General features: G+C 67.2%; 18 protein-coding genes. 12 read left to right on the top strand and 6 right to left on the bottom strand.

Going from position 1 to position 22,171, the window contains the following annotated elements; translation table 11 throughout:
• The first annotated feature begins 65 nt into the window (after positions 1 to 65).
• Entirely contained in the window at positions 66 to 2,711 is a 2,646-nt protein-coding gene (gene metH, locus QGN17_RS08100; protein ID WP_281043972.1) for a methionine synthase, read from the top strand.
• A gap of 70 nt (positions 2,712 to 2,781) precedes the next feature.
• Complete coding sequence (locus tag QGN17_RS08095) at positions 2,782 to 3,711, top strand: right-handed parallel beta-helix repeat-containing protein (RefSeq protein ID WP_281043971.1); 930 nt, start codon at positions 2,782 to 2,784, stop codon at positions 3,709 to 3,711.
• 97 nt (positions 3,712 to 3,808) lie between these two features.
• Here the strand turns inward: QGN17_RS08095 and QGN17_RS08090 are convergent, their stop codons facing one another.
• On the bottom strand, positions 3,809 to 5,437 hold the full coding sequence (locus tag QGN17_RS08090; RefSeq protein ID WP_281043970.1) for an alkaline phosphatase family protein: 1,629 nt from the start codon (positions 5,435 to 5,437) through the stop codon (positions 3,809 to 3,811).
• A 101-nt stretch (positions 5,438 to 5,538) separates the two neighbouring features.
• On the opposite strand from QGN17_RS08090, the gene QGN17_RS08085 reads away from it, so the two are divergent.
• Together QGN17_RS08085 and QGN17_RS08080 are read left to right on the top strand one after the other, a co-directional pair.
• Positions 5,539 to 7,587, top strand: coding sequence for a protein-disulfide reductase DsbD family protein (locus QGN17_RS08085; RefSeq protein WP_281043969.1), 2,049 nt, complete (start codon positions 5,539 to 5,541; stop codon positions 7,585 to 7,587).
• A 104-nt stretch (positions 7,588 to 7,691) separates the two neighbouring features.
• Positions 7,692 to 8,267: a GNAT family N-acetyltransferase gene (locus tag QGN17_RS08080; RefSeq protein ID WP_281043968.1), complete on the top strand. Its 576-nt coding sequence runs from the start codon at positions 7,692 to 7,694 to the stop codon at positions 8,265 to 8,267.
• Here the strand turns inward: QGN17_RS08080 and QGN17_RS08075 are convergent.
• Positions 8,236 to 9,921 carry an amidohydrolase gene (locus QGN17_RS08075; protein ID WP_390902646.1) on the bottom strand — a complete coding sequence of 562 codons (1,686 nt, stop codon included), beginning with the start codon at positions 9,919 to 9,921 and terminating at the stop codon, positions 8,236 to 8,238. The genes QGN17_RS08080 and QGN17_RS08075 overlap by 32 nt on opposite strands.
• Positions 9,918 to 10,787: an NAD(P)-dependent oxidoreductase gene (locus QGN17_RS08070; RefSeq protein ID WP_281043967.1), complete on the bottom strand. Its 870-nt coding sequence runs from the start codon at positions 10,785 to 10,787 to the stop codon at positions 9,918 to 9,920. Before QGN17_RS08070 ends, QGN17_RS08075 begins: the two co-directional genes overlap by 4 nt.
• A gap of 61 nt (positions 10,788 to 10,848) precedes the next feature.
• Here QGN17_RS08070 and QGN17_RS08065 point away from each other — a divergent pair, with 61 nt between their 5' ends.
• The 6 genes from QGN17_RS08065 (at position 10,849) to QGN17_RS08040 (ending at position 17,330) form a co-directional block, all read left to right on the top strand.
• Positions 10,849 to 12,099 carry a threonine ammonia-lyase gene (locus QGN17_RS08065; protein ID WP_281043966.1) on the top strand — a complete coding sequence of 417 codons (1,251 nt, stop codon included), beginning with the start codon at positions 10,849 to 10,851 and terminating at the stop codon, positions 12,097 to 12,099.
• A gap of 235 nt (positions 12,100 to 12,334) precedes the next feature.
• Positions 12,335 to 13,132, top strand: coding sequence for an arginyltransferase (locus tag QGN17_RS08060; RefSeq protein ID WP_281043965.1), 798 nt, complete (start codon positions 12,335 to 12,337; stop codon positions 13,130 to 13,132).
• Between the two features lie 134 nt (positions 13,133 to 13,266).
• Positions 13,267 to 14,757 carry a circularly permuted type 2 ATP-grasp protein gene (locus QGN17_RS08055; protein ID WP_281043964.1) on the top strand — a complete coding sequence of 497 codons (1,491 nt, stop codon included), beginning with the start codon at positions 13,267 to 13,269 and terminating at the stop codon, positions 14,755 to 14,757.
• Positions 14,757 to 15,692 carry an alpha-E domain-containing protein gene (locus QGN17_RS08050; protein ID WP_281043963.1) on the top strand — a complete coding sequence of 312 codons (936 nt, stop codon included), beginning with the start codon at positions 14,757 to 14,759 and terminating at the stop codon, positions 15,690 to 15,692. Before QGN17_RS08055 ends, QGN17_RS08050 begins: the two co-directional genes overlap by 1 nt.
• The gene (locus QGN17_RS08045) at positions 15,692 to 16,525 is read left to right on the top strand and encodes a transglutaminase family protein (RefSeq protein WP_281043962.1); all 834 of its coding nucleotides are present in this window, start codon (positions 15,692 to 15,694) and stop codon (positions 16,523 to 16,525) included. The genes QGN17_RS08050 and QGN17_RS08045 overlap by 1 nt, the downstream gene beginning before the upstream one ends.
• A gap of 58 nt (positions 16,526 to 16,583) precedes the next feature.
• Positions 16,584 to 17,330: a peptidase gene (locus QGN17_RS08040; protein WP_281043961.1), complete on the top strand. Its 747-nt coding sequence runs from the start codon at positions 16,584 to 16,586 to the stop codon at positions 17,328 to 17,330.
• Here the strand turns inward: QGN17_RS08040 and QGN17_RS08035 are convergent.
• From QGN17_RS08035 to QGN17_RS08025, 3 genes are all read right to left on the bottom strand, one after another.
• Positions 17,317 to 18,174: an alpha/beta fold hydrolase gene (locus QGN17_RS08035; RefSeq protein WP_281043959.1), complete on the bottom strand. Its 858-nt coding sequence runs from the start codon at positions 18,172 to 18,174 to the stop codon at positions 17,317 to 17,319. The genes QGN17_RS08040 and QGN17_RS08035 overlap by 14 nt on opposite strands.
• Positions 18,171 to 19,703: a 2-polyprenylphenol 6-hydroxylase gene (ubiB, locus tag QGN17_RS08030; RefSeq protein WP_281043958.1), complete on the bottom strand. Its 1,533-nt coding sequence runs from the start codon at positions 19,701 to 19,703 to the stop codon at positions 18,171 to 18,173. Before ubiB ends, QGN17_RS08035 begins: the two co-directional genes overlap by 4 nt.
• A gap of 160 nt (positions 19,704 to 19,863) precedes the next feature.
• Positions 19,864 to 20,598 carry a class I SAM-dependent methyltransferase gene (locus QGN17_RS08025; RefSeq protein ID WP_281043957.1) on the bottom strand — a complete coding sequence of 245 codons (735 nt, stop codon included), beginning with the start codon at positions 20,596 to 20,598 and terminating at the stop codon, positions 19,864 to 19,866.
• Between the two features lie 61 nt (positions 20,599 to 20,659).
• On the opposite strand from QGN17_RS08025, the gene mutM reads away from it, so the two are divergent.
• Both mutM and rpsT read left to right on the top strand, forming a co-directional pair.
• Positions 20,660 to 21,475: a bifunctional DNA-formamidopyrimidine glycosylase/DNA-(apurinic or apyrimidinic site) lyase gene (gene mutM / locus QGN17_RS08020; RefSeq protein WP_281043956.1), complete on the top strand. Its 816-nt coding sequence runs from the start codon at positions 20,660 to 20,662 to the stop codon at positions 21,473 to 21,475.
• Between the two features lie 106 nt (positions 21,476 to 21,581).
• Entirely contained in the window at positions 21,582 to 21,845 is a 264-nt protein-coding gene (gene rpsT / locus QGN17_RS08015) for a 30S ribosomal protein S20 (RefSeq protein ID WP_281043955.1), read from the top strand.
• The last annotated feature ends 326 nt before the right edge of the window (positions 21,846 to 22,171 follow it).

Raw genomic sequence — 22,171 nt, 5'->3', positions numbered from 1 at the left:
ATGCGCGAACGGTGGCTGCACTTCGACTTCGCTCAGTGCGAACGGACATTGGAAGATCGAGTTTGATGGCCACCGCATCCGACATGACGCCCGACGACGAGCCCCGGACCCGCGCCACCTTCGTCAATATCGGCGAGCGCACCAACGTCACCGGCTCCGCCGCGTTCAAGAAGCTGATTATGGCCGGCGATTACGCCAAGGCCGTCGAGGTCGCGCGCCAGCAGGTCGAGAACGGCGCGCAGGTGATCGACGTCAACATGGACGAGGGCCTGCTCGACGCGGAGGTGGCGATGACCACCTTCCTCAAGCTGATCGCCGCCGAGCCGGACATCGCGCGCGTACCGGTGATGGTCGACAGCTCCAAGTGGAGCGTTATCGAGGCCGGGCTGAAATGCGTCTCCGGCAAGCCGATCGTCAATTCGATCAGCATGAAGGAGGGCGAGGAACCCTTCTTGGTCCACGCCCGCAAGGTGATGGCCTATGGCGCCGCCGTCGTCGTCATGGCGTTCGACGAGGTGGGGCAGGCGGACACCAAGGCGCGCAAGATCGAGATCTGCGAGCGCGCCTACAAACTGCTCACCGGCATCGGCTTCCCGCCCGAGGACATCATCTTCGATCCCAACATCTTCGCGGTGGCGACGGGGATCGAGGAGCACAACAATTACGGCATGGACTTCATCGAGGCGACGCGCGAGATCCGCGCGCGCTGCCCGCACGTCCATATCTCGGGTGGCCTTTCGAACCTCAGCTTCTCGTTCCGCGGCAACGAGCCGGTGCGTCGGGCGATGCACTCGATCTTCCTGTACCACGCCATTCCTGCGGGGATGGACATGGGCATCGTCAACGCCGGCCAGCTCGACGTCTACGACCAGATCGATCCCGAGCTGCGCGTGGCGTGCGAGGACGTCATCCTCAACAAGGACCCCGACGCCACCGAGCGACTGATCGCGATCGCCGAGAAATATCGCGGCCAGAAGGATGTCGTCGCCGACAAGGCCGCCGAGGAATGGCGCGGCTGGCCGGTGGCGAAGCGGCTGGAGCACGCGCTGGTCAAGGGCCTCGACGCCTTCGTGGTCGAGGATACTGAAGAGGCGCGGGGCGATATCGCGGCGCGGGGCGGCCGCCCGATCGAGGTGATCGAAGGGCCGCTGATGGACGGCATGAACGTCGTCGGCGACCTGTTCGGATCGGGCAAGATGTTCCTGCCGCAAGTCGTTAAATCTGCTCGCGTCATGAAGAAGGCGGTGGCGCATCTGCTGCCCTTCATCGAGGCCGAGAAGGATGCCGGTGCCAAGGCCAAGGGCCGCATCGTCATGGCGACCGTGAAGGGCGACGTGCACGATATCGGCAAGAACATCGTCGGCGTCGTGCTGGCCTGCAACGGCTACGAGATCATCGATCTCGGCGTGATGGTGCCGTGGACGACGATCCTGCAGGCCGCCAACGAGAACGACGCGGACATGATCGGCCTGTCCGGCCTGATCACCCCCTCGCTCGACGAGATGGTGACGGTGGCGGCCGAGATGCAGCGGATCGGCATGACCATGCCGCTGCTGATCGGCGGCGCCACCACGTCGAAGGTCCACACCGCGATCAAGATCGCCCCGGCCTATACCGGCCCGGTGGTGCATGTGCTGGACGCAAGCCGCGCCGTCGGCGTCGCCTCGACGCTCATGTCGGACACGCAGAAGGAAGGCTTCGTCGAGAAGACGGCGGCCGAGTACGATGCGGTCCGCAAGGCGCGCGAGGGCAAGGGACAGAACGACCTCGCCATGCTGGCCGATGCGCGGAGCAACGCCTTCGTGCTGGCGCGCGACGGCATCGCGCCGGCGGCGGCGAAGCCGGGCGTGCACGTCTACGAGGATTGGGATCTCGCCGATCTGCGCGACTATATCGACTGGACGCCCTTCTTCCGCGCGTGGGAACTGCACGGCAATTACCCGGCTATCCTCGACGATGCGGTGGTGGGCGAGAGCGCCCGCTCGCTCTATGCCGACGCGCAGGCGATGCTCGACCAGATCATCGCGGGCAAATGGCTGACCGCGAAGGGTGTGGCGGGCCTGTGGCCGTGTCGCCGCGACGGCGACGACATCCTGATCCGCTCGGGCGAGGCCGGGGTGCGGATGCCGATGCTCCGCCAGCAGATCAAGAAACGCGAGGGCCGCGCCAACATGTGCCTTGCTGATTTCGTCAGCGCGGATGGGGACTGGATCGGCGGCTTCGCGGTGACGGCGGGCCATGGGATCGACGAACATTCCGCGCGATTCAAGGCGGATAGCGACGATTATTCGGACATCATGCTGAAAGCGCTCGCCGATCGCCTCGCCGAAGCGTTCGCCGAGCGGCTGCACGCCCATGTCCGCACCGACCTGTGGGGCTATGCGCCGGGCGAACAGCTGACCAACGAGGCGCTGATCCGCGAGCAGTATCGCGGCATCCGCCCTGCGCCCGGTTATCCGGCGTGCCCGGATCACAGCCTCAAGCCGATCCTGTTCGATCTGCTCAAGGCGACCGACGCCACCGGCATCACGCTCACCGAGCATTTCGCGATGCTGCCGACAGCGGCCGTCTCCGGCTTTTATTTCGGCCATTCGGACAGCCAGTATTTCGGCGTGGCCCGCATCGGGCGCGACCAGCTGGAGGATTACGCCCGGCGCCGCCACGTCGATATCGACACGGCGGAGCGGTGGCTGCGTCCCAATCTGGACTAGGTCGCGATCTCAGGGCCTTGAGGGGGCAGGCAGGCGGTGGCAGCGTCCGCGCCGTCCAAGGAGTGCGCCCATGAAGTCTCTCGCCGCGTTCGCCGTCCTTCTCTCCGCCACCGCCGCGCAGGCGCAGTCCGAGCCGCCCTTCGTAGTGCAGGAGACCGGCAAGGGCTTCTATCGGCTGGATGATGCGGTGAGATCGGTCAACGGCGGCGACGCCACGATCGTTATCGCGCCGGGCACCTATCATGACTGCGCCAAGGTCGACACCGGCCGCGTCGCCTTCCGCGCGCGCACCTCGGGCACGGCGATCTTCGATGGCGGCATCTGCGACGGGAAGGCGACGCTCGTCCTGTCGGGCACCGACGCGATGGTCGATGGCCTCGTCTTCCAGAACCTGCGCGTGCCGGACGGCAACGGCGCGGGCATCCGCCTCCAGCACGGCAACCTCACCGTGATGAACTCGACCTTCCGCAATTCTGAAGAGGGCATCCTGACGGGCGAGGATCCGAACGGAGAGATTCGTGTCGATCGCTCGACCTTCTCGGGGCTGGGCAGCTGCGCGGTGGCCTCGGGCTGCGCGCACTCGCTCTATATTGGCCATTACGGCAAGCTGTTCGTCACCCGCTCGCGCTTCGAGAAGGGGCGCGGCGGCCATTATCTGAAGACGCGCTCTGCCGTCGTCTCGATCACCGACAACAGCTTCGATGACTCGCAGGGCCACGGCACCAACTACACGATGGACCTGTGCGCCGGCGCCACCGGCCTGATCGCGCGCAACGTGATGTCGGGCGGGCCGGATCGCGAGAACCACTCCGCCTTCATCGTGATTGGCGCCGAGCAGCGCGACAATCCTTCCGCCGGCCTGACGATCACCGGCAACACCGCGACGCTGACGCCGGGCGCCGACTATTCGACCGCCTTCGTGGCGGACTTCACGCACGAGCCGATGAAGATCAGCGGCAACACGCTGGGCAAGGGCATCAGGCCGTTCGAGAGCCGGTAAATCCTGTCGTCATTGCGAGCGCAGCGAAGCAATCCATGATGCGCGAGCGGCGTTCATGGATCGCCACGCCGCTTTGTGGCTCGCGATGACGAATGGCCTACTTCCCGCACATCCCACCGCCGAGATCGACGCACTGGCCGTCCACGTCGGGCGTCTTGACCCCGGCGAGCGCGGCCAGCGTCGGCGCGATGTCAATCGTCTCGATGGGGTTATCGCGGGTCTGACCTTCGGCACCGGGCCACCAGAAGAGGATCGGCACCTGCCGGTCGTGGTCCCAGGGCGAGCCATGGCCCGCCACCACGTCACCGGGGCCGCGCGGCATACCGAAACTGGTCCGTTCGCCATAGGCCACCGCGATGTCGCCCGAACGATCGGCGTCGTAGCTTTCGTGGAAGCGCTGGGCGTAGGTCAGCTCGGTCGGCGGCGTGTGCGGCGGCACGGTCGCGGCCTCCACCTCGGCGCGGGTGAACACCTCCTTCACCTCGGGCTGCTGCTTCAGCCACGCCACCGTCGCGTCCTGCACCTTGGCACGCAGGGCCGCGTCGGGGCCGACGTTGATGGTGAGCTGCTGCGGATCGTCGCCGACGATCGGCTCGTAGGTGAGGCCGGTTTCTGCCATCACCGCCTTGTTGAGCTTCGACACGAAGGCATAGCTGTCGAGGCGGCTGGCCTTGGGATCGACCTCATGCTCGCGCTCGGCGGCGTCGGTCGCGCCATGGTCGGCGGTGAGCACCACCATCACCGGCACGCCGAGCGCCTTGAGATCATCGACGAAGCGGCCCAGCGTCTGGTCGAGCGCGGCCTGCTGCACGCACATTTCCGGCCCGCCATTGCCGTAGCGGTGGCCGATATAGTCGTTGGCCGACAGGCTCACCGCCAGCACATCCGTCGCGGGACCCTGGCCGAGCTTGTGGTCGGCGATTACCTTCTCCGCGAAATCGACCACCGTCGCGTCGAACAGCGGCGAGGCGCGCAGATTGTCCTGAAAATCGGTGGTCATCAGGAATTGCGGGTTCTGTTCGGACCGCGCGGCGAGATCGGGCGGCACGTGGCCGGACAGATCGATCTTGCCGAAATGGACCGGCTTCTCCATCGCCACGCACCCGGCAGAGGCGTCGGGGTAGAGCGGCGGCGGGGTTGCCTTCCACCTGGCGAACAGCGCCTTGTTGAACGTGTCGGCCGGGCCGGTGACGGCGGCGGTCGCCGGGCCGGCGAAGGGAGAGGTGGTGAAGCCGATCCCGTCATACCACCAATAGACCCCGTCGGCATGTTTGCCGGCCATGGTGATCGCGGCGCGGTCCTTGCCGGAGACGGCGTAGACGCGGGCGCCGGGTTCGGCGACCTTCACCCAGTCGCCGAGCGTTGTCACCTTCATGTTCTGCGGCCCGCGCGCGTTCGGGTCGGACGAGCCGGGCGCCTGCACGCAATAGATGTTCGAACCGGTCTTCACGTCGAACCAGTTGTTCGCGACGATGCCGGTGTGGCTCGGGTGCATCCCCGTCAGGATGGTCGAGTGGCCGGGGCAGGTCTCGGTCGCGGCGTGGCTCTGGTAGCCGACCGGGAACGCGACGCCGCCCGACAGCGTCTTGAGGCCGGCGGTGTAGCTCGGCAGGTAGCGGCGATAGAGCTCGGACGAGAATTGATCGACCGAGATCGCGACTATCAGCTTGGGCTTCGCGGGCGGCGGGGCGGCCTGGAGTGTTCCGGCGCCGAGAACGACGGCCAAGCCGGCTGCAATCATCGTGAAACGCATCTATATGCCCCCGAAACGGTAACGATTTGGCGCCGGGCAGCGAAGCCCCAGGCGGACAAGGATCAAGGGCGGCGATGGCTGTGATGCGTTTCGTATTGATGACACTGGCGGTTCTGCTGGGTTTCGCAGGCCCGGCGGCAGCCGAACTCGCGGGAACGGGCGGCCCGCACATCGCCGCCTCGCTGGTGCCGGAGAGCAGCCAGCCCGCCGCCGGCAAGCGCACCACGCTCGCCATATCGATGGTGCCGCAGCCCGGCTGGCACGGCTATTGGCGGACGCCCGGCGACACCGGCTTTCCCATGAAGATCGAGTGGACCTTGCCCAAGGGCGCGACCGCCGGTGATCCCGCTTACCCGGTGCCGACGACGCTCGTCATCGCCGGGCTCATGAACCATGTGTTCGAGAAGCCCTATGCTCTGCTGGTGCCGTTCGATGTGCCGGCCGGGCTGACGAAGGGCACGGCGCTGCCGGTTTCGGCCAAGCTCGATTATCTCGTCTGCTCGCCGAGCATCTGCGTGCCGGAAAGCGCGACCGTCTCGACCACTTTGACCGTAGGCGATGGCGCGCCGGACGCGACTTCGGCGGCGAAGTTCGATGTGTGGCGCAAGGCGCTGCCGCGTCCGCTCGGATCGCCGGTGGCGTTCGAGGTGAAGGATGGCAAGTTCCGCCTCGCCGTGCCGCTGCCTGCCTCGGTTGCGCTGAACCAGCCGCATCTCTTCGCGGTGACCGATGGCGCGGTGAACTACGCCGCGCCGCAGAGCTTCACGCCCGACGGTGACACGCTGCTGATCGAGACGACGGCGGGCGCCAGCGCCCCCAAGAGTTTCGAGGGTGTGCTGGCGCTGGGCGACGGGACGGGCCTGTCCTTCACCGCCGCGCCGGGCGCGGTGCCGGCGGCGGGATCGTCGGGCGGCGCATCGTCGCACGGCACGCTCGGCCTCGCGCTGGTCGCGCTGGCGGGTGCGGTGCTGGGCGGCCTGATTCTCAACATCATGCCCTGCGTATTCCCAATCCTCAGCCTCAAGGCGCTGAGCCTCGCCAAGGCGGGTGGCGACGAGCGCAAGGTGCGTCGCGAGGCGCTGGCCTATACGGTCGGCGTGATCCTCGTCTGCGTCGCGCTGGGCGGCGTGATCCTCGCGCTCAAGGCGGCGGGGACGCAGGTCGGCTGGGCCTTCCAGCTGCAGGATCCGCGCGTGATCCTCGTGCTGATCCTGCTGACCAGTGCGATCGGCTTCAACCTCGCCGGCCTGTTCGAGTTCGGCGCGGTGAGCGCCGGATCGGGTCTGACGGACAAGGGCGGCCTGGCGGGCGCCTTCTGGACGGGCGCGCTGGCCGCCTTCGTGGCGATGCCCTGCACCGGGCCGTTCATGGCGAGTGCGCTCGGCGTCGCGATCGAGCTTCCGGCGGCTGCCGCCATTCTCGTGTTCGTCGGCCTGGGCGTAGGGTTCGCCTTGCCCTTCCTTCTGATCGGCTACGTACCCGGCTTCCGTCGCCTGCTGCCCAAGCCCGGCGCCTGGATGGAGGCGTTCAAGCGCATCCTCGCGGTGCCGATGTTCCTGACGGCGCTCGGCCTGTGCTGGGTACTCGGCAACCAGACGGCGGCGGGCGGCGTGGTGATCGCGGTGGGTGCCGCGATGCTCTTCGCGCTGGGCTTGTGGATGACTGGTCTGCGCCAGCGTGGCTTCAAGGCGGCGGCGTGGATGCCGGCGGCGCTGGCGCTGGTGTTCGCGGTCGGGAGCATGGCCATCCTGCCGCCGAAGGAGACGAAGGCGGCGGAGGCGAGTGCCTCGTCACAACCCTTCGACGCCGGCAAGCTCGCGGCGTTGCAGGCTGAGGGCAAGCCGGTGTTCCTCTACTTCACGGCCGACTGGTGCCTGTCCTGCAAGGTCAACGAGAAGGCCGCGATCGAGCGGGCCGAGACGCAGGATGCCTTCCGCAAGGCCGGCGTCGTGACGATGGTCGGCGACTGGACCGACGGCGACGCCGCGATCGGTAAATTTCTGGAGGCGCATGGCCGCTCGGGCGTGCCGCTCTATCTCTGGTACGCGCCGGGCCAGCCGCAGCCGAAGGAACTGCCGCAGATCCTCACGCCGGGGATGCTCGCCGGTCTCGCCAAGGGATGATCCGCCGGCCGGATTAAATTCCGGTCATGCTGTCACATCGTTCATCGGCCTGAAAGCGCTTCGCCGCTCCGGATCGCCGTGTTCCCGCGATCCGGAGGTGCCCCTTGCTGTTCGGCGATACCATTGCGCTCGGCCCGATCCTGCCGGTGGATGTGCCGCGCCTGTTCCAGTGGGCGGACGACGCCGAAGACGCGCGACTGAACGAGCCGTACCGGCCGCTCAACTGGCATCAACAGGAGGGGTTCTGGCTCAACGCGGAGCGCGATCCGACGCGCGCGTTCTTCGCGATCCGCTCGCGCGAGGCGGGCGAGATCATCGGCTACGTCCAGATCAGCCGGATCGAGCCGATCCACCGTTCCGCCACCATCGGCATCCGCATCGATCGTGCCGAACGCGGCAAGGGCAAGGGCCGCGAGGCGCTGCGATTGGCGATCGACTATTGCTGGAGCCACCTCAACCTGACGCGGCTGACGCTGTCGGTCTTCGCGGGCAACGAGACCGCGATCGGCCTCTACGCGACGCTCGGTTTCCGAGAGGAAGGACGCCTGAGTGCTGCGCTGTTCATCGCCGGCAACTGGACCGACGTGATCCTGATGGCGCTCCACCATCCCGATCGGCCGGCTGCGGCGCCGGCCGGCGGGCTGCTCGTCATTTCTTCACCCACACCCTTATGCCGTTGATCCACGTCTCCAGCACCTGCGTATGGCGGACAGCCTGCGGATCCTGCGTGGTCAGCGGATCGGTATCGACCAGCACGAAGTCGGCGAGGTGGCCCGGCTCCAGCGAGCCGATCCGGTCCTCCGCCTGCGCCGCATAGGCCGCGCCGCTGGTGAAGGCGGCGAGCGCCTGCGGCATGGTGATCCGCTCCTGCGGCTGCCAGCCGCCCACCGGCTGCCCGCTGGCATCCTGCCGCGAGACGGCGGCGGCGAGGCCGGGGAAGGGGTTGGGGCTTTCGACCGGATAGTCGGACCCGAACGCGAGCGGCACATGCTCCGCCTCCATCGTCGCCCAAGCATAGGCGCCCTTCAGACGCGCCGGGCCGAGCCGTTCCTCCGCCATCTTCCAGTCGCTGGTCTCGTGGGTGGGCTGCATCGAGGCGATGATGCCGTCATGCGCGAAGCGCGGCAGGTCGGCCGGATCGACGATCTGGGCATGCTCGATCCGCCAGCGGCGATCGCCCTTGTAGGTGTCCGACAATTCCTCGATCGCCGAAAGCACCTGATCGTTCGCCGCATCGCCGATCGCGTGGACGGCGACCTGCAGATTGTCCATCGCGGCGCGGCTCATCAAATTCTTGAGGCGCGTATCGTCCATGAAAGGGATGCCGCGCGTGTCCGGCTTGTCGCTATACGGCTGCTTGAGCCACGCGCCGCGCGATCCGAGCGCGCCGTCGGCGAACAGCTTGACGCCGACCATGCGCAGGTGTCCGTCATAGAGCCACGGCGTCGGCTGGTTGCCCGCAACCGACAGCGCCGTCTCCACCCCGCGCCCGTAGCTGACGATGCGGATGCGGATCGCGTTCACGTCGCCGGCGCGGCGATAGACGTTCCAGTCGTCGACCGTCGATCCCATGTCGCAGGTCGCGGTAATGCCGTAGGAGAGCAGTAGTTCCTGCGCCTTGCGGAAGGCGTCGTCGCGCTCGATCGGGGCGGGGGCTGGGACCGCCTTGTTGATCAGTGCCATCGCGCCATCGACGAACACACCGGTCGGCTTGCCCTTCGCGTCGCGCTCGATATGGCCATCGGCCGGATCCTTGGTCGAAGCCGAGATGCCTGCCGCCGCCATCGCCGCCGAATTGGCGAGCAGCGCGTGGCCGTCGACCCGCTCCAGCACCACCGGGCGATCCTTCACCGCCAGATCGAGATCGGCGGCGGTAGGGAAGCGGCCGAGATTCCACTTCTCCTGGTTCCAGCCGAAGCCCTGGATCCAGCCCGGCTCGGTATGGCCGGCGGCATAGTTCGCCACCTTGGTCTGCATGTCGGCGAGGCTGGTCGTGGCGGAGAGATCGAGATGGGTGAGCGCGAAGCCCAGCTCCATCACATGACCGTGCGCGTCGATCAGGCCGGGCAGGAGGGTGCGACCATGACCGTCCAGCCGGAAATCCAGCCATTCGGGGCGCTTGTCGTTGGGCTGGAGCAGCGCCTTCACCTTGCCGTCCTTGCCGATCAGCAGGCCGTTGAAGTGCTTCACCGTGCCGTCGCGTGCGATGGTGTAGCCGTTGACGTCGTCGAGCAGGCCGCCCTCGGTGGCGGGCGCGGGGCCGTATTTCTTCCTGGCCTCGGCCGGGGCGGCGAGCAGGGCCAGCACGCTCAGCGCGGCGATCGTCAGTTTCACTTGGGCAATCTCCGGATCAGGGCCGAGACATCCTGACGATGCCCGCCCTCCATGCGCTGCACGTCAGCGTAGAATTGGTCGACCAGCGCGGTGACGGGCAAGGCGGCGCCGTTGGCGTGCGCCTCGTCGATCGCGAGGCCGAGATCCTTGCGGAACCAGTCCACCGCGAGGCCGAAGTCGAACTCATCCTTCGCCATCGTCTCCCAGCGGTTGGTCATCTGCCAGCTCGACGCAGCACCGGTGGAGATCGCCTGGAACACCTTGTCGAGATTGAGCCCCGCCGCCTGCGCGAAGCGCATCGCTTCGGCGACGCCCTGCGCGTTGGCGGCGAGCGCGATCTGGTTGACCATCTTGGTGGTCTGGCCGGTGCCCGATCCGCCGATATGGACGATGATGCGTGCATAAGCGTGCATCAGCGGCTCGGCCGCCTCGAACGCCTTGCGCGGCCCGCCGCACATCAGCGCCAACCGCCCCTCCTCGGCGCCACGCTGCCCGCCCGTCACCGGCGCATCGAGGACGAGAAAACCGCGATCCTTGCCCTCGACGCCGATCTGGCGGGCGATCTTGGCGGAAACGGTGGTGTGGTCGACGAACAGCGCACCCTGCCGCATCGAGCGGAAGGCGCCCGCCGGCCCCAGCGTCACCTCGGCGAGATCGTCGTCGGTGCCGACGCAGGTGAAGACGGCATCGGCCCCCTCGGCGGCCTCGGCGGCGCTGCCTGCCACCGTGCCGCCATGCGCCGCCACCCATGCCTCGGCCTTGGCGACGGTGCGGTTATAGACGGTGAGGTCGTGGCCGGCGGCCGCGAGGTGGCGGGCGACGGGCGCGCCGATCGTGCCCAGCCCGATGAATGCCAGTTTCGCCATAGGGGCGGGGGCATAACCCAGCTTCCCCGCAACCGCCAGATGGTCTAGTCCGCGCCCCACTATGGCAACCGCAGAAGCAACGCTCCGCCCGATGGATCCTCCCGCCGTCACGGTGGCGGACATTCGCATGGCGCACGAGCGCATTGCCCCCAGCATCGTGCGGACGCCGACGCTCTATTCCAAGACCCTGTCTGATCTCACCGGCGCTAACGTCTGGCTCAAGTTCGAAAATCTTCAGTTCACCGCCGCCTACAAGGAACGCGGTGCGCTCAACAAACTGCTCCAGCTCACCGAGGAGGAGAAGGCGCGCGGCGTGATCGCGGCGTCGGCCGGCAACCACGCGCAGGGCCTCGCCTATAACGGCCGCCGTCTCGGTATCCCGACCACGATCGTGATGCCGCGCCCGACGCCGACCGTGAAAGTGCAGCAGACCGAGGGCCATGGCGCCGAGGTGATCCAGATCGGCGAGCGTTTCGACGACGCGCAGGCCGCCGCCTACGAGATCGCGGCACAGCGCGGGCTTACCTTCGTCCACCCGTTCGACGATCCGGCGATCATCGCGGGGCAGGGGACAGTCGCGCTCGAGATGCTGGAGGACGTGCCCGCGATCGACACGCTGGCGATCCCGATCGGTGGCGGTGGCCTGATCTCCGGCTGCACGATCGCGGCGCGCGCGATCAATCCTGACATCGATGTGGTCGGCGTGCAGGCCGAACTCTATCCGTCCATGTATGCCGAGATGAACGGCGTCGCGCTCCCCACCGAGGGCGACACGCTGGCCGAGGGCATCGCCGTGAAGGTGCCGGGCAAGCTCACCCGCGAGATCGTCCGCGCGCTGGTGAAGGACATCGTCCTGGTCAACGAGCGTGATCTGGAGAAGGCGCTGGCGCTGCTCCTCCAGATCGAGAAGACGGTGGTGGAGGGGGCCGGCGCGGCTGGCCTTGCGGCCCTGCTCGCGCATCCGCAGCGTTTCCGCGGCCGGAATGTCGGGCTGGTGCTGACCGGCGGCAATATCGACACGCGCCTGCTCGCCAACGTGCTGCTGCGCGATCTCGCCCGGTCGGGCCGGCTCGCGCGCCTGCGCATCGTCCTGCAGGATCGGCCCGGCGCGCTCTATTCGGTGGCGAAGATATTTCAGGAGCAGAATGCCAATATTCTGGAACTCTACCACCAGCGCATCTTCACCAACCTGCCCGCCAAGGGGCTGACGCTGGACGTCGAGTGCGAGACCCGCGACGCGGATCATCTCGATCGCCTCGTCGCCGGCCTCGTCGCGGAAGGTTACGAAGTGAGCCGGGTCGAACTGGCCTGATTTGCGATCCTCCCTCGCGGTGGCGGGGGAGGATTCCGCACGGCGCGGATGCGATTCGCTCCTTCGGCAAGCCCAAAAAATTAATTATCCACAGATTCTCGGGGGTTTCAGGCACGTTTCGTCGCGAAACGGGGCTGTTAATCTTCTTTTAAGACTTGGCGGCCTTTCGCCCGCGCAACTCTTGCCTCATAAAGAAGTTGGCAACCATGTTGGGCATGAGAGGACGGCCAGTAAGGTGAGCGCACCCTTCCGTTTTCCGCGATTCTTCGTGACGACGCCCAGCCCTTGCCCCTATCTGCCGGGCAAGACCGAGCGGAAGGTGTTTACCGAGCTTTCGGGTCCACATGCCGGCGAGCTGAACGACGCGCTGGGCCGGATCGGCTTCCGCCGCTCGCAATCCGTCGCCTACCGGCCCAGCTGCCAGGGCTGCACCGCCTGCGTGTCGGTGCGTGTTGCGGCGAGCGAGTTCAAGCCGAACAAGACGCAGGCCAAGCTGCTGAAGCAGCATAGCGATCTCGTCGTCACCGCCTGCAAGCCGTGGACGACCGAGGAGCAGTTCCTGCTGCTGCGCAACTATCTCTCGGCGCGCCACCCCGGCGGCGGCATGGCCGACATGGACGAGTTCGATTTTGCCGACATGGTCGAGCAGACGCCGGTGAAGAGCTTCGTCATCGAATATCGCGAGCCGACCAGGAATGGCCGCCCCGGCAAGCTGGTCGGCGCCTGCCTGACCGATCAGCAGGGTGACGGCCTGTCGATGATCTACAGTTTCTTCGATCCGCGGCATCCGGATCGGCAGGGGCTGGGCACCTTCATCATCCTCGATCACATCCGCCGCGCGGCCATGGCCAAGCTGCCCTATGTGTATCTCGGCTATTGGGTCGAGGGTTCGGCGCGGATGCAATACAAGACGCGCTTCCGCCCGATCGAGAAGCTGACTGCGTCGGGCTGGCAGCGCTTCGATCCGCCGGCGCCGCAGCCGATGCCCGCGCAGCGTGAGCCGCTGCCCTCCAAGGAGCGCATGATCGGCTGAACGCCGGCCATTGCATGAACTGCGGGCGTTTTCTTTCGGGATTTGCCTAAAATTTGGGCGATCGCCCTCTTTGCCGGTCTTGGAAAAACTGTCAGTCTTTCGACCGGACCGACATTCTTTCGGATCGGAGGGCGATGGCGAGCGCGGCGTTCGATGAAGTCTGGGGCGACGCAGGGCCGGGGGCCTCGCGCGAAGGGTTCGAGGCGCTGGCCGCCTGGATCGCCGAGACGCCCGCGCAGGAACTCACCCGCCGCCAGCAGGCCGCCGAGGCCGCCTTTCGCCAGCTGGGCATCACCTTCGCCGTCTATGGCGAGGACGAGGCGGCGGAGCGCATCATCCCCTTCGACATCGTGCCGCGCATCTTCGCGGCCAGCGAATGGCGCAACCTGAAGGCCGGGCTGGAACAGCGGGTCGAGGCGATCAACGCCTTCCTCGCCGACGTCTACGGGCCGCGAAAGATCCTGCGCGACGGGGTGCTTCCGGCGGAGCTGGTCCTTTCCAACCCGCAATTCCGGCCGCAGGTGGCGGGTGCCCGCCCGCCGCATGATGTCTACGCGCACATCTGCGGGATCGACATGGTGCGCACCGGGCCGAACGACTTCTTCGTGCTGGAGGATAATGCACGCACGCCGTCGGGCGTCTCCTACATGCTGGAAAATCGCGAGGCGATGATCCGCCTGTGCCCGGAACTGTTCGAGCTGTTCCCGGTCGAGCCGGTGGACGATTACACCGACCTGCTGCTTTCGACGCTCCGTTCTGTGGCGCCGCACGGGCGGGGGAGCGAGCCGGTCTGCGTGCTGCTCACGCCCGGCCATTTCAACTCGGCCTTCTACGAGCACAGTTTCCTTGCCGATGCGATGGGGATCGAACTGGTCGAGGCGGCGGACCTCGAGGTGGACGACGACATCGTCTGGATGCGCACGATCGACGGGCGCGTGCGGGTGGACGTGATCTACCGGCGCCTCGACGACGATTATATCGATCCGCTGGTCTTCCGATCGGACTCGATGCTGGGCGTGCCGGGCCTCATGGCGGCCTATCTCGCCGGCAATGTGACGCTCACCAACGCGCCCGGCACCGGCATCGCCGACGACAAGGCGATCTACAGCTACATGCCCGAGATCGTGCGCTATTATACCGGCAGCGAGGCCAAACTCCCCAATGTCGAGACGTGGCGCTGCCGCGAGAAGCAGGCACTGACCTATACGCTGGACAATCTCGACAAGCTGGTGGTGAAGCTGGTCGATGGATCGGGCGGCTACGGCATGCTGGTCGGCCCGACCGCGTCGAAGGCCGAGATCGAGCGCTTCCGCGAGGCGCTGGTCGCCGAGCCGCATCGCTATATCGCGCAGCCGACGCTGGCGCTCTCCACCGTGCCAACGTTGACCGAGAAGGGGGTCGCGCCCCGTCATGTCGACTTCCGCCCCTTCTGTCTCTCCGGCGCGGATGGCATCCGCATCGTGCCCGGCGGCCTCACCCGCGTGGCGCTGCGTGAAGGCTCGCTGGTGGTGAACTCGTCGCAGGGTGGCGGCACCAAGGACAGTCTGATCCTCGCTGATCGTCCGCGCCGACGGGGCAAGGCCGCCGCGCCCGAGGTCACACCGATGCGATCGGGGGCCGACTGATGCTTTCGCGTACCGCCGCCTCGCTCTATTGGCTCGGCCGCTATGTCGAGCGGGCCGAATTCACCGCGCGCCTGATCGAAGCGACGATCCGGCTCGATCTGCTGTCCGCCAGGCCGGCGGGAGAGGGGGCTTGGGAAAGCGCGCTCGCCGTCGTCTCGGCCGAGGACGGCTTCTGGTTCACCGGCGAGCCGGTCAGCCCGGATGCGGTCGGGCGCTATCTCGCGCTCAGTCTCGATAACCCCAGCTCGATCCGATCCTGCCTCGATGCCGCGCGCAACAACGCCAAGTCGGTGCGTACCGCGCTCACCCGCGAGGCGTGGGAGGCGATCAACCGCGCCTGGCTGTTCGTGCGCGACGTGCGCGTCACCGACGGCACGCCCGCGGCACTCGCCATGATCGAGAAACTGAAGGCGGAGGCGCGGGGCTTCGAGGGCGCGCTCCACCGGATGCTGCGCAACGAGGCGAGCTTCTTCGTGCGGCTCGGCGCGGCGATCGAGCGTGCCGACAACACCGCGCGGCTGATCGACGTCAAATATCACCTGCTGCTGCCCGAAGGCGAGAAGGTCGGCGGCCCGATCGACCGCGACCAGTGGACGACCATCCTCCACACCGTGTCGGCCGTCACCGCCTATCGTTGGCTGTATCGCGAGGGGCTTCGGCCGGGGCACGTCGTCGATCTGCTGGTGCTGCGCCACGAAATGCCGCGCTCCATCGCGGCATCGGCGGACGAGGTCGCGCAACTGCTCACCAGCATCGGTCGGCGGCTCGGTCGGCAGGGCGAGGCGGATCGCATGGCCCGCACGCGCCAACTGATGCTCAACCGCTCCACCGTCAACGGCATCATATCCGGCGGCCTGCACGAGTTCCTGCGCGGTTTCATCGCCGACAATGCGCGGCTCGACTACGCCATCGGCCAGCAATTCCGGTTTTCCTGATGCGCCTGAGGATCGAACACCGCACCCATTACGAGTTCAGCCAGCCGCAGCGCCGGCTGGTCCAGCTTCTGCGCGTGACGCCGCCGAGCTTCGATGGGCAGGCGGTGGTGGACTGGCATGTCGAGGTCGATTGCGACGCCCGGCTGAAGCGCAGCCGCGACGGCTATGGCAACGAAGTGACAATGCTCTACGTCGACGGCCCGATCGACCGGATCGCGCTCACCGTCGGCGGCGAGGTGCTGACCGAGAACAAGGCCGGCATGGTGCAGGGCGCCATGGAGCCGCTGCCCGTCGAGATGTTCCTGAGGCCGACGCCGCAGACGATCGCCGACGCTGCGATCACCAGCTTTGCGCACGACATCGCGGAAAGCGCCGCCGATCCGCTCTCGCGCCTGCACGGCCTGTGCGGCGCGCTCTATCACCGCCTGCGTTTCGACGCGGCGGACGGCAATCCGCACCGCGACGCGGCCTCCACTTTTTCGGACGGGCATGGCGTCTGCCAGGATCATGCCCACGTGTTTCTCGCGGCGGCGCGAGTGCTGGGTCACCCGGCGCGCTATGTGTCCGGGCACCTTTGGCGTTCGGACGGGCAGCATATTCAGCCGGCCGCGCATGCCTGGGCGGAAGCATGGGTCGAGGGCTATGGCTGGATCGGCTTCGATCCCGCCAATGGCGTCTCGCCGACCGACGCCTATGTCCGCGTGGCGATCGGGCTGGATTATCGCGATGCCGCTCCGGTGGCCGGCGCGCGTGTCGGTGGCGGAACCGAGGAGCTGCACGTCGAAGTAGCGGTTGCGGAAGCAAGCCAGCAGAGGCAAAGCCAGAGCCAGTGAACGGCACCCGGCGCGCATCGGCCGCGTCGGGCGATGGATCGGGGGTGGCGGTCGCGACATGACCTATTGCGTGGGAATGCTGGTCGAGGCGGGCCTGGTGATGATCGCCGATACCCGCACCAATGCGGGCGTTGACGACATTTCGGTCTATCGCAAGCTGCATACGCTGGCCGAAGGGCCGGATCGTACCGTCTTCGTCGCGACGGCGGGCAATCTGTCGACCACCCAGAACGTCCTCGCCCAGCTTGCCGAAGGGCTACCGGCCGCCGAGGCTGGCGCGCTGCCGCGTCGCATCGCCGACATGTCGAGCATGTTCCGGGTGGCGCAGCTGGTCGGCGAGGCGATCCAGACCGCCAACGTGAGCATCGGCAAGGCACTGGAGGCGGCACAGGTTTCCGCCGGTGTCTCCTTCCTGTTGGGCGGCCGGATCGGCGACGGGCCGCTGGCGCTCTACCGCCTCTATCCCGAGGGCAATTTCATAGAGTGCCAGAAGGAGCAGCCCTTCCTCCAGATCGGCGAGACCAAATACGGCAAGCCGATCCTCGATCGCGCGCTGCAATATGACACCGAGCTGTCCGAGGTGGTGAAGGTCGGGCTGATCTCGTTCGATTCGACGCTGCGATCGAACTTGGCGGTGGGCAAGCCGCTCGATGTCGTGATCGTGCCGGCGGATGCGTCGCAGCCGATCACCGAGCGGCGGATCGGCGTCGACGATCCCTATTTCAACGATCTCTCCGCGCGCTGGTCGCTGATGCTGAACGAGGCGCGGGCGACGATCCCCGATCCGCCCTTCATGCCGGACTGAGGAAGCCCCGTATCGCCTCGACCACGCCGTCCAGCCGATCGTGCTGGACCCAGTGGCCGGCGCCTTCCAGCGTCACCAGACGCCCGTCGGGGATAGCACCGGCGCGTGGATCGTCCGGACCGATCCGGAACGTGCTTTCGTCGCCCTGGAGCATCAGCACGGGGCAGGCGATCTGCGCGTACAGCCCGAATTCCTCCTCCGGCGACAGGTCGATCGGCGTGCGCAGGCGGACCAGCGGATCGAACTTCCAGCTATGGCCGCCATCTGCGCCGGGTCTGGTCCCGTGCAGCGCAAGGTGGTGCGCCATCTCGGCCGAGAGGCGCGGGTTGGTGACCTTCATACGCGCGGCCGCATCCTCGATGGTCGCGTAGCGGGGGGCGGTCTTGTCGATGAAGGCGCGCTGCCGGTCGTAATGGGTACGGATGCGATCGCGCACGGTCTCGTCGGTCTGCGAGCGGGTGACGATCCCCTCGATCGCGACGAGGCGGGCGACCTGTTCCGGAAACAGCGCCGCATGGTGGAGCGCCGTCATCGCCCCGTAGGAATGGGCGACGATCGTGGCGGGCGCGAGCCGTTCGTGGCGGATCAGCTCGGCGAGGTCGATCGCGTTGGCGGTCAGCGAATAATGGCCGTCCGGCGACCAGTCGCTGTCGCCGTGGCCTCGCAGGTCCGGCGCAAAGATGCGATAGTCCCCGCGTAGGCGATCGGCGACGAAATCCCAGCTGCGGGCATGGTCGTTGCCGCCATGGACTAGGATGATCGTGGGCGCGTCGTCATTTCCCCATTCGAGATAATGCAGCCGCAACCGGCGCGACCGGAACTCGCGGGATACCGGTGCGCTCATCCGATCAGGTGCATCAGCAAAGCGCCGATGGCGGCGGCCAGCACCGCGACGACGCCATAGCGCCACCCGCCGCCGACGCGCACCAGCTGCACCTCGGGCAGCGGCGGTGGCGGGGGCGCGGCGCCGGGATGCGGGAAAGCGTGGTCGATCCGCTCCAGCAGATCGGGGATGCGGCGGACGAGGCGTGCGATCTCATGGACCCGATCGGCGAGGAACGCCTCCGGCCCCAGTTCGCCGCGCAGCCATTCGCCAACGAAGGGGGCGGCGACATCCCACATGTTGATGTCGGGATCGAGGCCGGTCGCGACCCCCTCCACCATCACCATCGTCTTCTGGAGCAGCAGCAGATGCGGCTGCACCGGCATGTCGAAGTCGCGGGTGATCGAGAACAGGCCGTCGAGCATCTGCCCGATCGAGATGTCCTTGACCGGCAGGCCCCGGATCGGCTCGCCCACCGCACGAAGCGCAGTGGCGAACTCGTCGAGATTGTGGTGGGCCGGCACGTAGCCCGCCTCGAAATGGATTTCGGCGACGCGGCGATAATTGCCGGTGATCAGGCCGTGCAGGATCTCGGCGAGCCAGACCCGCGCCTGCCGGTTGATCCGGCCCATGATGCCGAAATCGATCGCCGCGATCCGCCCGTCGGGCAGCGCGAAGAGGTTGCCCTGGTGGAGATCGGCGTGGAAGAAGCCCTCCGCAATCGCCTGCCGGAGGAACACGCGCACCAGCGTCGCGGCGAGCGCCTTGCGATCGTGCCCGGCGGCTTCGAGACCCGCCATGTCGGAGAGCTTCACGCCGTCCAGCCATTCGAGCGTCAGCACGCGGCGCGCGGTACGCTGCCAGTCGATCGTCGGCACATGGAAGCCGGGTTCGGCGAGCATCCCGCGCGCCAGCTCGGACGCCGACGCCGCCTCGCGGCGCAGGTCCAGCTCGCGCGCGGTCCACTGCTTGAAGGTGGCGACGACGAGACGCGGGCGCAGGCGGCCGATCTCGCCCCCCATATGCTCGGCCTGCGCGGCGGCCCATTCGTAGGTGTCGATGGAGCGGGCGAAATCCTGCTCGACGCCGGGGCGCAGCACCTTCACCGCGACCTCGCGGCCCTCGGTGGTGATGGCGCGGTGGACCTGCGCGATCGACGCGGCGCCGACGGGCACCTCGTCGATGCTGGCGAAGAGCTGTTCGAGCGGCCGGCCGAGCGACTGTTCGATCGAGGCGCGGATCAGCGGGAAGGGGACGGGCGGCAGAGCGTCCTGCAGGCGGTAAAGGTCGATCGCCGCCGCCTCGCCGACCAGATCGGGGCGGGTGGCGAGCGCCTGCCCGAACTTGATCGCGGCAGGGCCGATCGCCTCCAGCGCGTCGGCGTAGCGCGGCTCCTTCGGCACGCGAAAGCCGATCCGGGCAAGGCGCACGGCCCGGCGCAGTGGGGTGGGGGTCAGCGGATCGCGCTCGATCCCCATGAGCGCGCCGTGTCGCGCAAGCGTGCGGCCCCATTTCCACAGGCGGGCGGCATGAACGATGCGGGAGGTCACGATCAAATCCTCCCCAAGCCTGCTTGGGGAGGGGGACCGCCCGCGTAGCGGGTGGTGGAGGGGCGGCGGTGGTACACCGCCGACTGCGTCGGCGGCCCCTCCACCATGCTTCGCATGGTCCCCCTCCCCCCGCGATGCGCGGGGAGGATCAAAATGCCCATCAAATCTTCCAGCCGCTGTGGATCGCCACGAGCCCGCCGAGGATCGGTTCGACCTTCGCGTTCACGAAACCGGCTTCGCCGATCATCGCCTTGAAGGTGGGCATGTCGGGGAAGCGGCGGATCGATTCGATCAGATAGCGGTAGCTGTCCTCGTCATCGGCGATCAGCTTGCCGAGCTGAGGCACCAGCTTGTGCGAGTAAGCGTCGTACACCTCCTTGAAGCCCGGCCAGGTCGTGGTCGAGAATTCGAGGCAGTAGAAGCGCCCGCCGCGCTTCAGCACGCGATGCGCCTCGCCGAGCGCCTTGGGGATGTCGGTCACGTTCCGGATGCCGAAGGCGATGGTGTAGGCGTCGAACGCCTTGTCGGCGAAGGAGAGCGTCTCGGCATTCTGCTCGGACCAGATCAGGCCCTCGATGCCCTTCTTGCTTGCCCGCTCCATGCCGACCTCGAGCATGTTCGGATTGATGTCCGAAACGGTGATTTCGGCGCCCTTGCGCGCCATGCGGAAGGCGATGTCGCCGGTGCCGCCCGCCATGTCGAGAATCTGCTCGCCTTCGCGCGGTTTCACGCGGGCGACGAACTGATCCTTCCACAGCCGGTGCAGGCCGCCCGACATCGCGTCGTTCATGATGTCGTAGCGCTTGGCCACCTTGGCGAAGACGTCGCCCACCATGCGGGTCTTTTCTTCGGGGGCTACCTCGCTGTAGCCGAACGAGACGGTATCGCTGCTCATGGCGAAGCGCTTAGCCGCCGCTTGTGGAGGGCGCAATTCGATCCTAGCTCTCCGTGTCGATATGCCAGAACTTCCCGAAGTCGAAACCACCGTGCGCGGGCTGGAGAGCGTGCTCGCCGGCCGCGTGCTGACTCGCGTCGAGCCGCGCCGCGCCGATCTGCGCCGCGCCTTCCCGCACGATCTGCGCCAGCGGATGACCGGCGCGCGGGTGACGGGATTGGGGCGGCGCGCCAAATACGGCCTCGTCCACACCGATCGCGGCGACACGATGGTGTTCCATCTCGGCATGTCGGGGCGATGGCGGGTCGATCCCGAGGAAATCGGCACGCATGACCATCTCGTCGTCGAGACGGACGAGGGGCGGCGGCTGTCGCTGATGGACCCGCGCCGCTTCGGCTCGGTCGATCTGATGGCCACTGAGGCGCTGCCGGACTGGGCGCCGTTCAAGGCGCTGGGGCCGGAGCCGCTATCGGCCGATTTCAACGCCGCGCAATTGGGCGACGCGCTCAAGGGCCGGATCGCGCCGATCAAGGCGATGCTGCTCGATCAGCGGATCGTGGCGGGGCTGGGCAACATCTATGTGTGCGAGGCGCTCAACATCGCGCGCATCGCGCCGACACGCGAAGCGGGCAGGCTGACGGGTCCGAAGCGCACCCTGCTGGTCGAGGCGGCGCGGCAGGTGCTGACCGAGGCGATCGCGGCCGGTGGATCGACGCTGCGCGACTATGCCCGGCCGGATGGCGAGCTGGGCTATTTCTCCAAGCAGTTCCGCGTCTACGGGCGGGAAGGGGAACCGTGCCCGTGCGGCAAGGGTGTGGTGACGCGGCGCGTGGATTCGGGCCGCTCCACCTTCTATTGTCGGGCCTGCCAGAGATAGTGCGGGCAGGCGGTTGACGAATCCCCCCGACCTGCGTAGAGGGCACGCCTTCCCGGCGCGGGGTGCCCCACGCCGCCATCCCATTTGAGCAGGTTCGAGGACACACATGGCGAACACGCCGCAGGCCAAGAAGCGGATCCGTCGCAACGAGCGTCGCAAGGTTATCAACGGTAACCGGGTGAGCCGCATCCGCACCTTCGTGAAGAAGGTCGAGGCCGCGATCGCGTCGGGTGACAAGACTGTCGCCGCCGAGGCGCTGAAGGCCGCGCAGCCGGAAATGCAGCGTGGCGTGTCGAAGGGCGTTCTCCACAAGAACACCGTCGCCCGCAAGTTCTCGCGTCTGACGAAGGCGGTCGCCGCGCTCGGCTGATCCCTTCTGTTTCACGTTGGTAGCAAAGGCCCGCCGATCACCCGATCGGCGGGCCTTTTGCATGACGGAAGCGTGACAATCAAAAGTCCAGCTTTTCCCACGATTCGCGCTGTCACCGTTTCGGATCGGAAAGATTAACGCCCTGAAAACCGCGAAAAAACGGGCGCTTTGGACGAATCCGGCGGGTTTGCGTGTCAAGCATGTATATTTCAGTCGAATGACGGTTCTTCGCTTGATCGCGCCCCTTCGCACTACCTAAAAAGGCTTTCCCGGCGACGTCGAATCGCTTCGACACTCCGGCGGGGATCAGGGTTTTGTAACAATCC

This window comes from Sphingomonas oryzagri (assembly GCF_029906645.1).
Taxonomy (GTDB): Bacteria; Pseudomonadota; Alphaproteobacteria; order Sphingomonadales; family Sphingomonadaceae; genus Solisphingomonas; species Solisphingomonas oryzagri.
The sequence above is the reverse complement of the archived record's forward strand: the minus strand, read 5'-3'. Positions and strand labels throughout refer to the sequence as shown.

What these genes read in the sequence shown, in the direction of transcription:
- metH (WP_281043972.1), top strand. Translation starts at nt 66, where the DNA reads ATGGCCACCGCATCCGACATGACGCCCGACGACGAGCCCCGGACCCGC.
- QGN17_RS08095 (WP_281043971.1), top strand. Translation starts at nt 2,782, where the DNA reads ATGAAGTCTCTCGCCGCGTTCGCCGTCCTTCTCTCCGCCACCGCCGCG.
- QGN17_RS08085 (WP_281043969.1), top strand. Translation starts at nt 5,539, where the DNA reads ATGGCTGTGATGCGTTTCGTATTGATGACACTGGCGGTTCTGCTGGGT.
- QGN17_RS08070 (WP_281043967.1), bottom strand. Translation starts at nt 10,787, where the DNA reads ATGGCGAAACTGGCATTCATCGGGCTGGGCACGATCGGCGCGCCCGTC.
- QGN17_RS08065 (WP_281043966.1), top strand. Translation starts at nt 10,849, where the DNA reads ATGGCAACCGCAGAAGCAACGCTCCGCCCGATGGATCCTCCCGCCGTC.
- QGN17_RS08055 (WP_281043964.1), top strand. Translation starts at nt 13,267, where the DNA reads ATGGCGAGCGCGGCGTTCGATGAAGTCTGGGGCGACGCAGGGCCGGGG.
- QGN17_RS08050 (WP_281043963.1), top strand. Translation starts at nt 14,757, where the DNA reads ATGCTTTCGCGTACCGCCGCCTCGCTCTATTGGCTCGGCCGCTATGTC.
- QGN17_RS08045 (WP_281043962.1), top strand. Translation starts at nt 15,692, where the DNA reads ATGCGCCTGAGGATCGAACACCGCACCCATTACGAGTTCAGCCAGCCG.
- QGN17_RS08040 (WP_281043961.1), top strand. Translation starts at nt 16,584, where the DNA reads ATGACCTATTGCGTGGGAATGCTGGTCGAGGCGGGCCTGGTGATGATC.
- QGN17_RS08035 (WP_281043959.1), bottom strand. Translation starts at nt 18,174, where the DNA reads ATGAGCGCACCGGTATCCCGCGAGTTCCGGTCGCGCCGGTTGCGGCTG.
- QGN17_RS08025 (WP_281043957.1), bottom strand. Translation starts at nt 20,598, where the DNA reads ATGAGCAGCGATACCGTCTCGTTCGGCTACAGCGAGGTAGCCCCCGAA.
- mutM (WP_281043956.1), top strand. Translation starts at nt 20,660, where the DNA reads ATGCCAGAACTTCCCGAAGTCGAAACCACCGTGCGCGGGCTGGAGAGC.
- rpsT (WP_281043955.1), top strand. Translation starts at nt 21,582, where the DNA reads ATGGCGAACACGCCGCAGGCCAAGAAGCGGATCCGTCGCAACGAGCGT.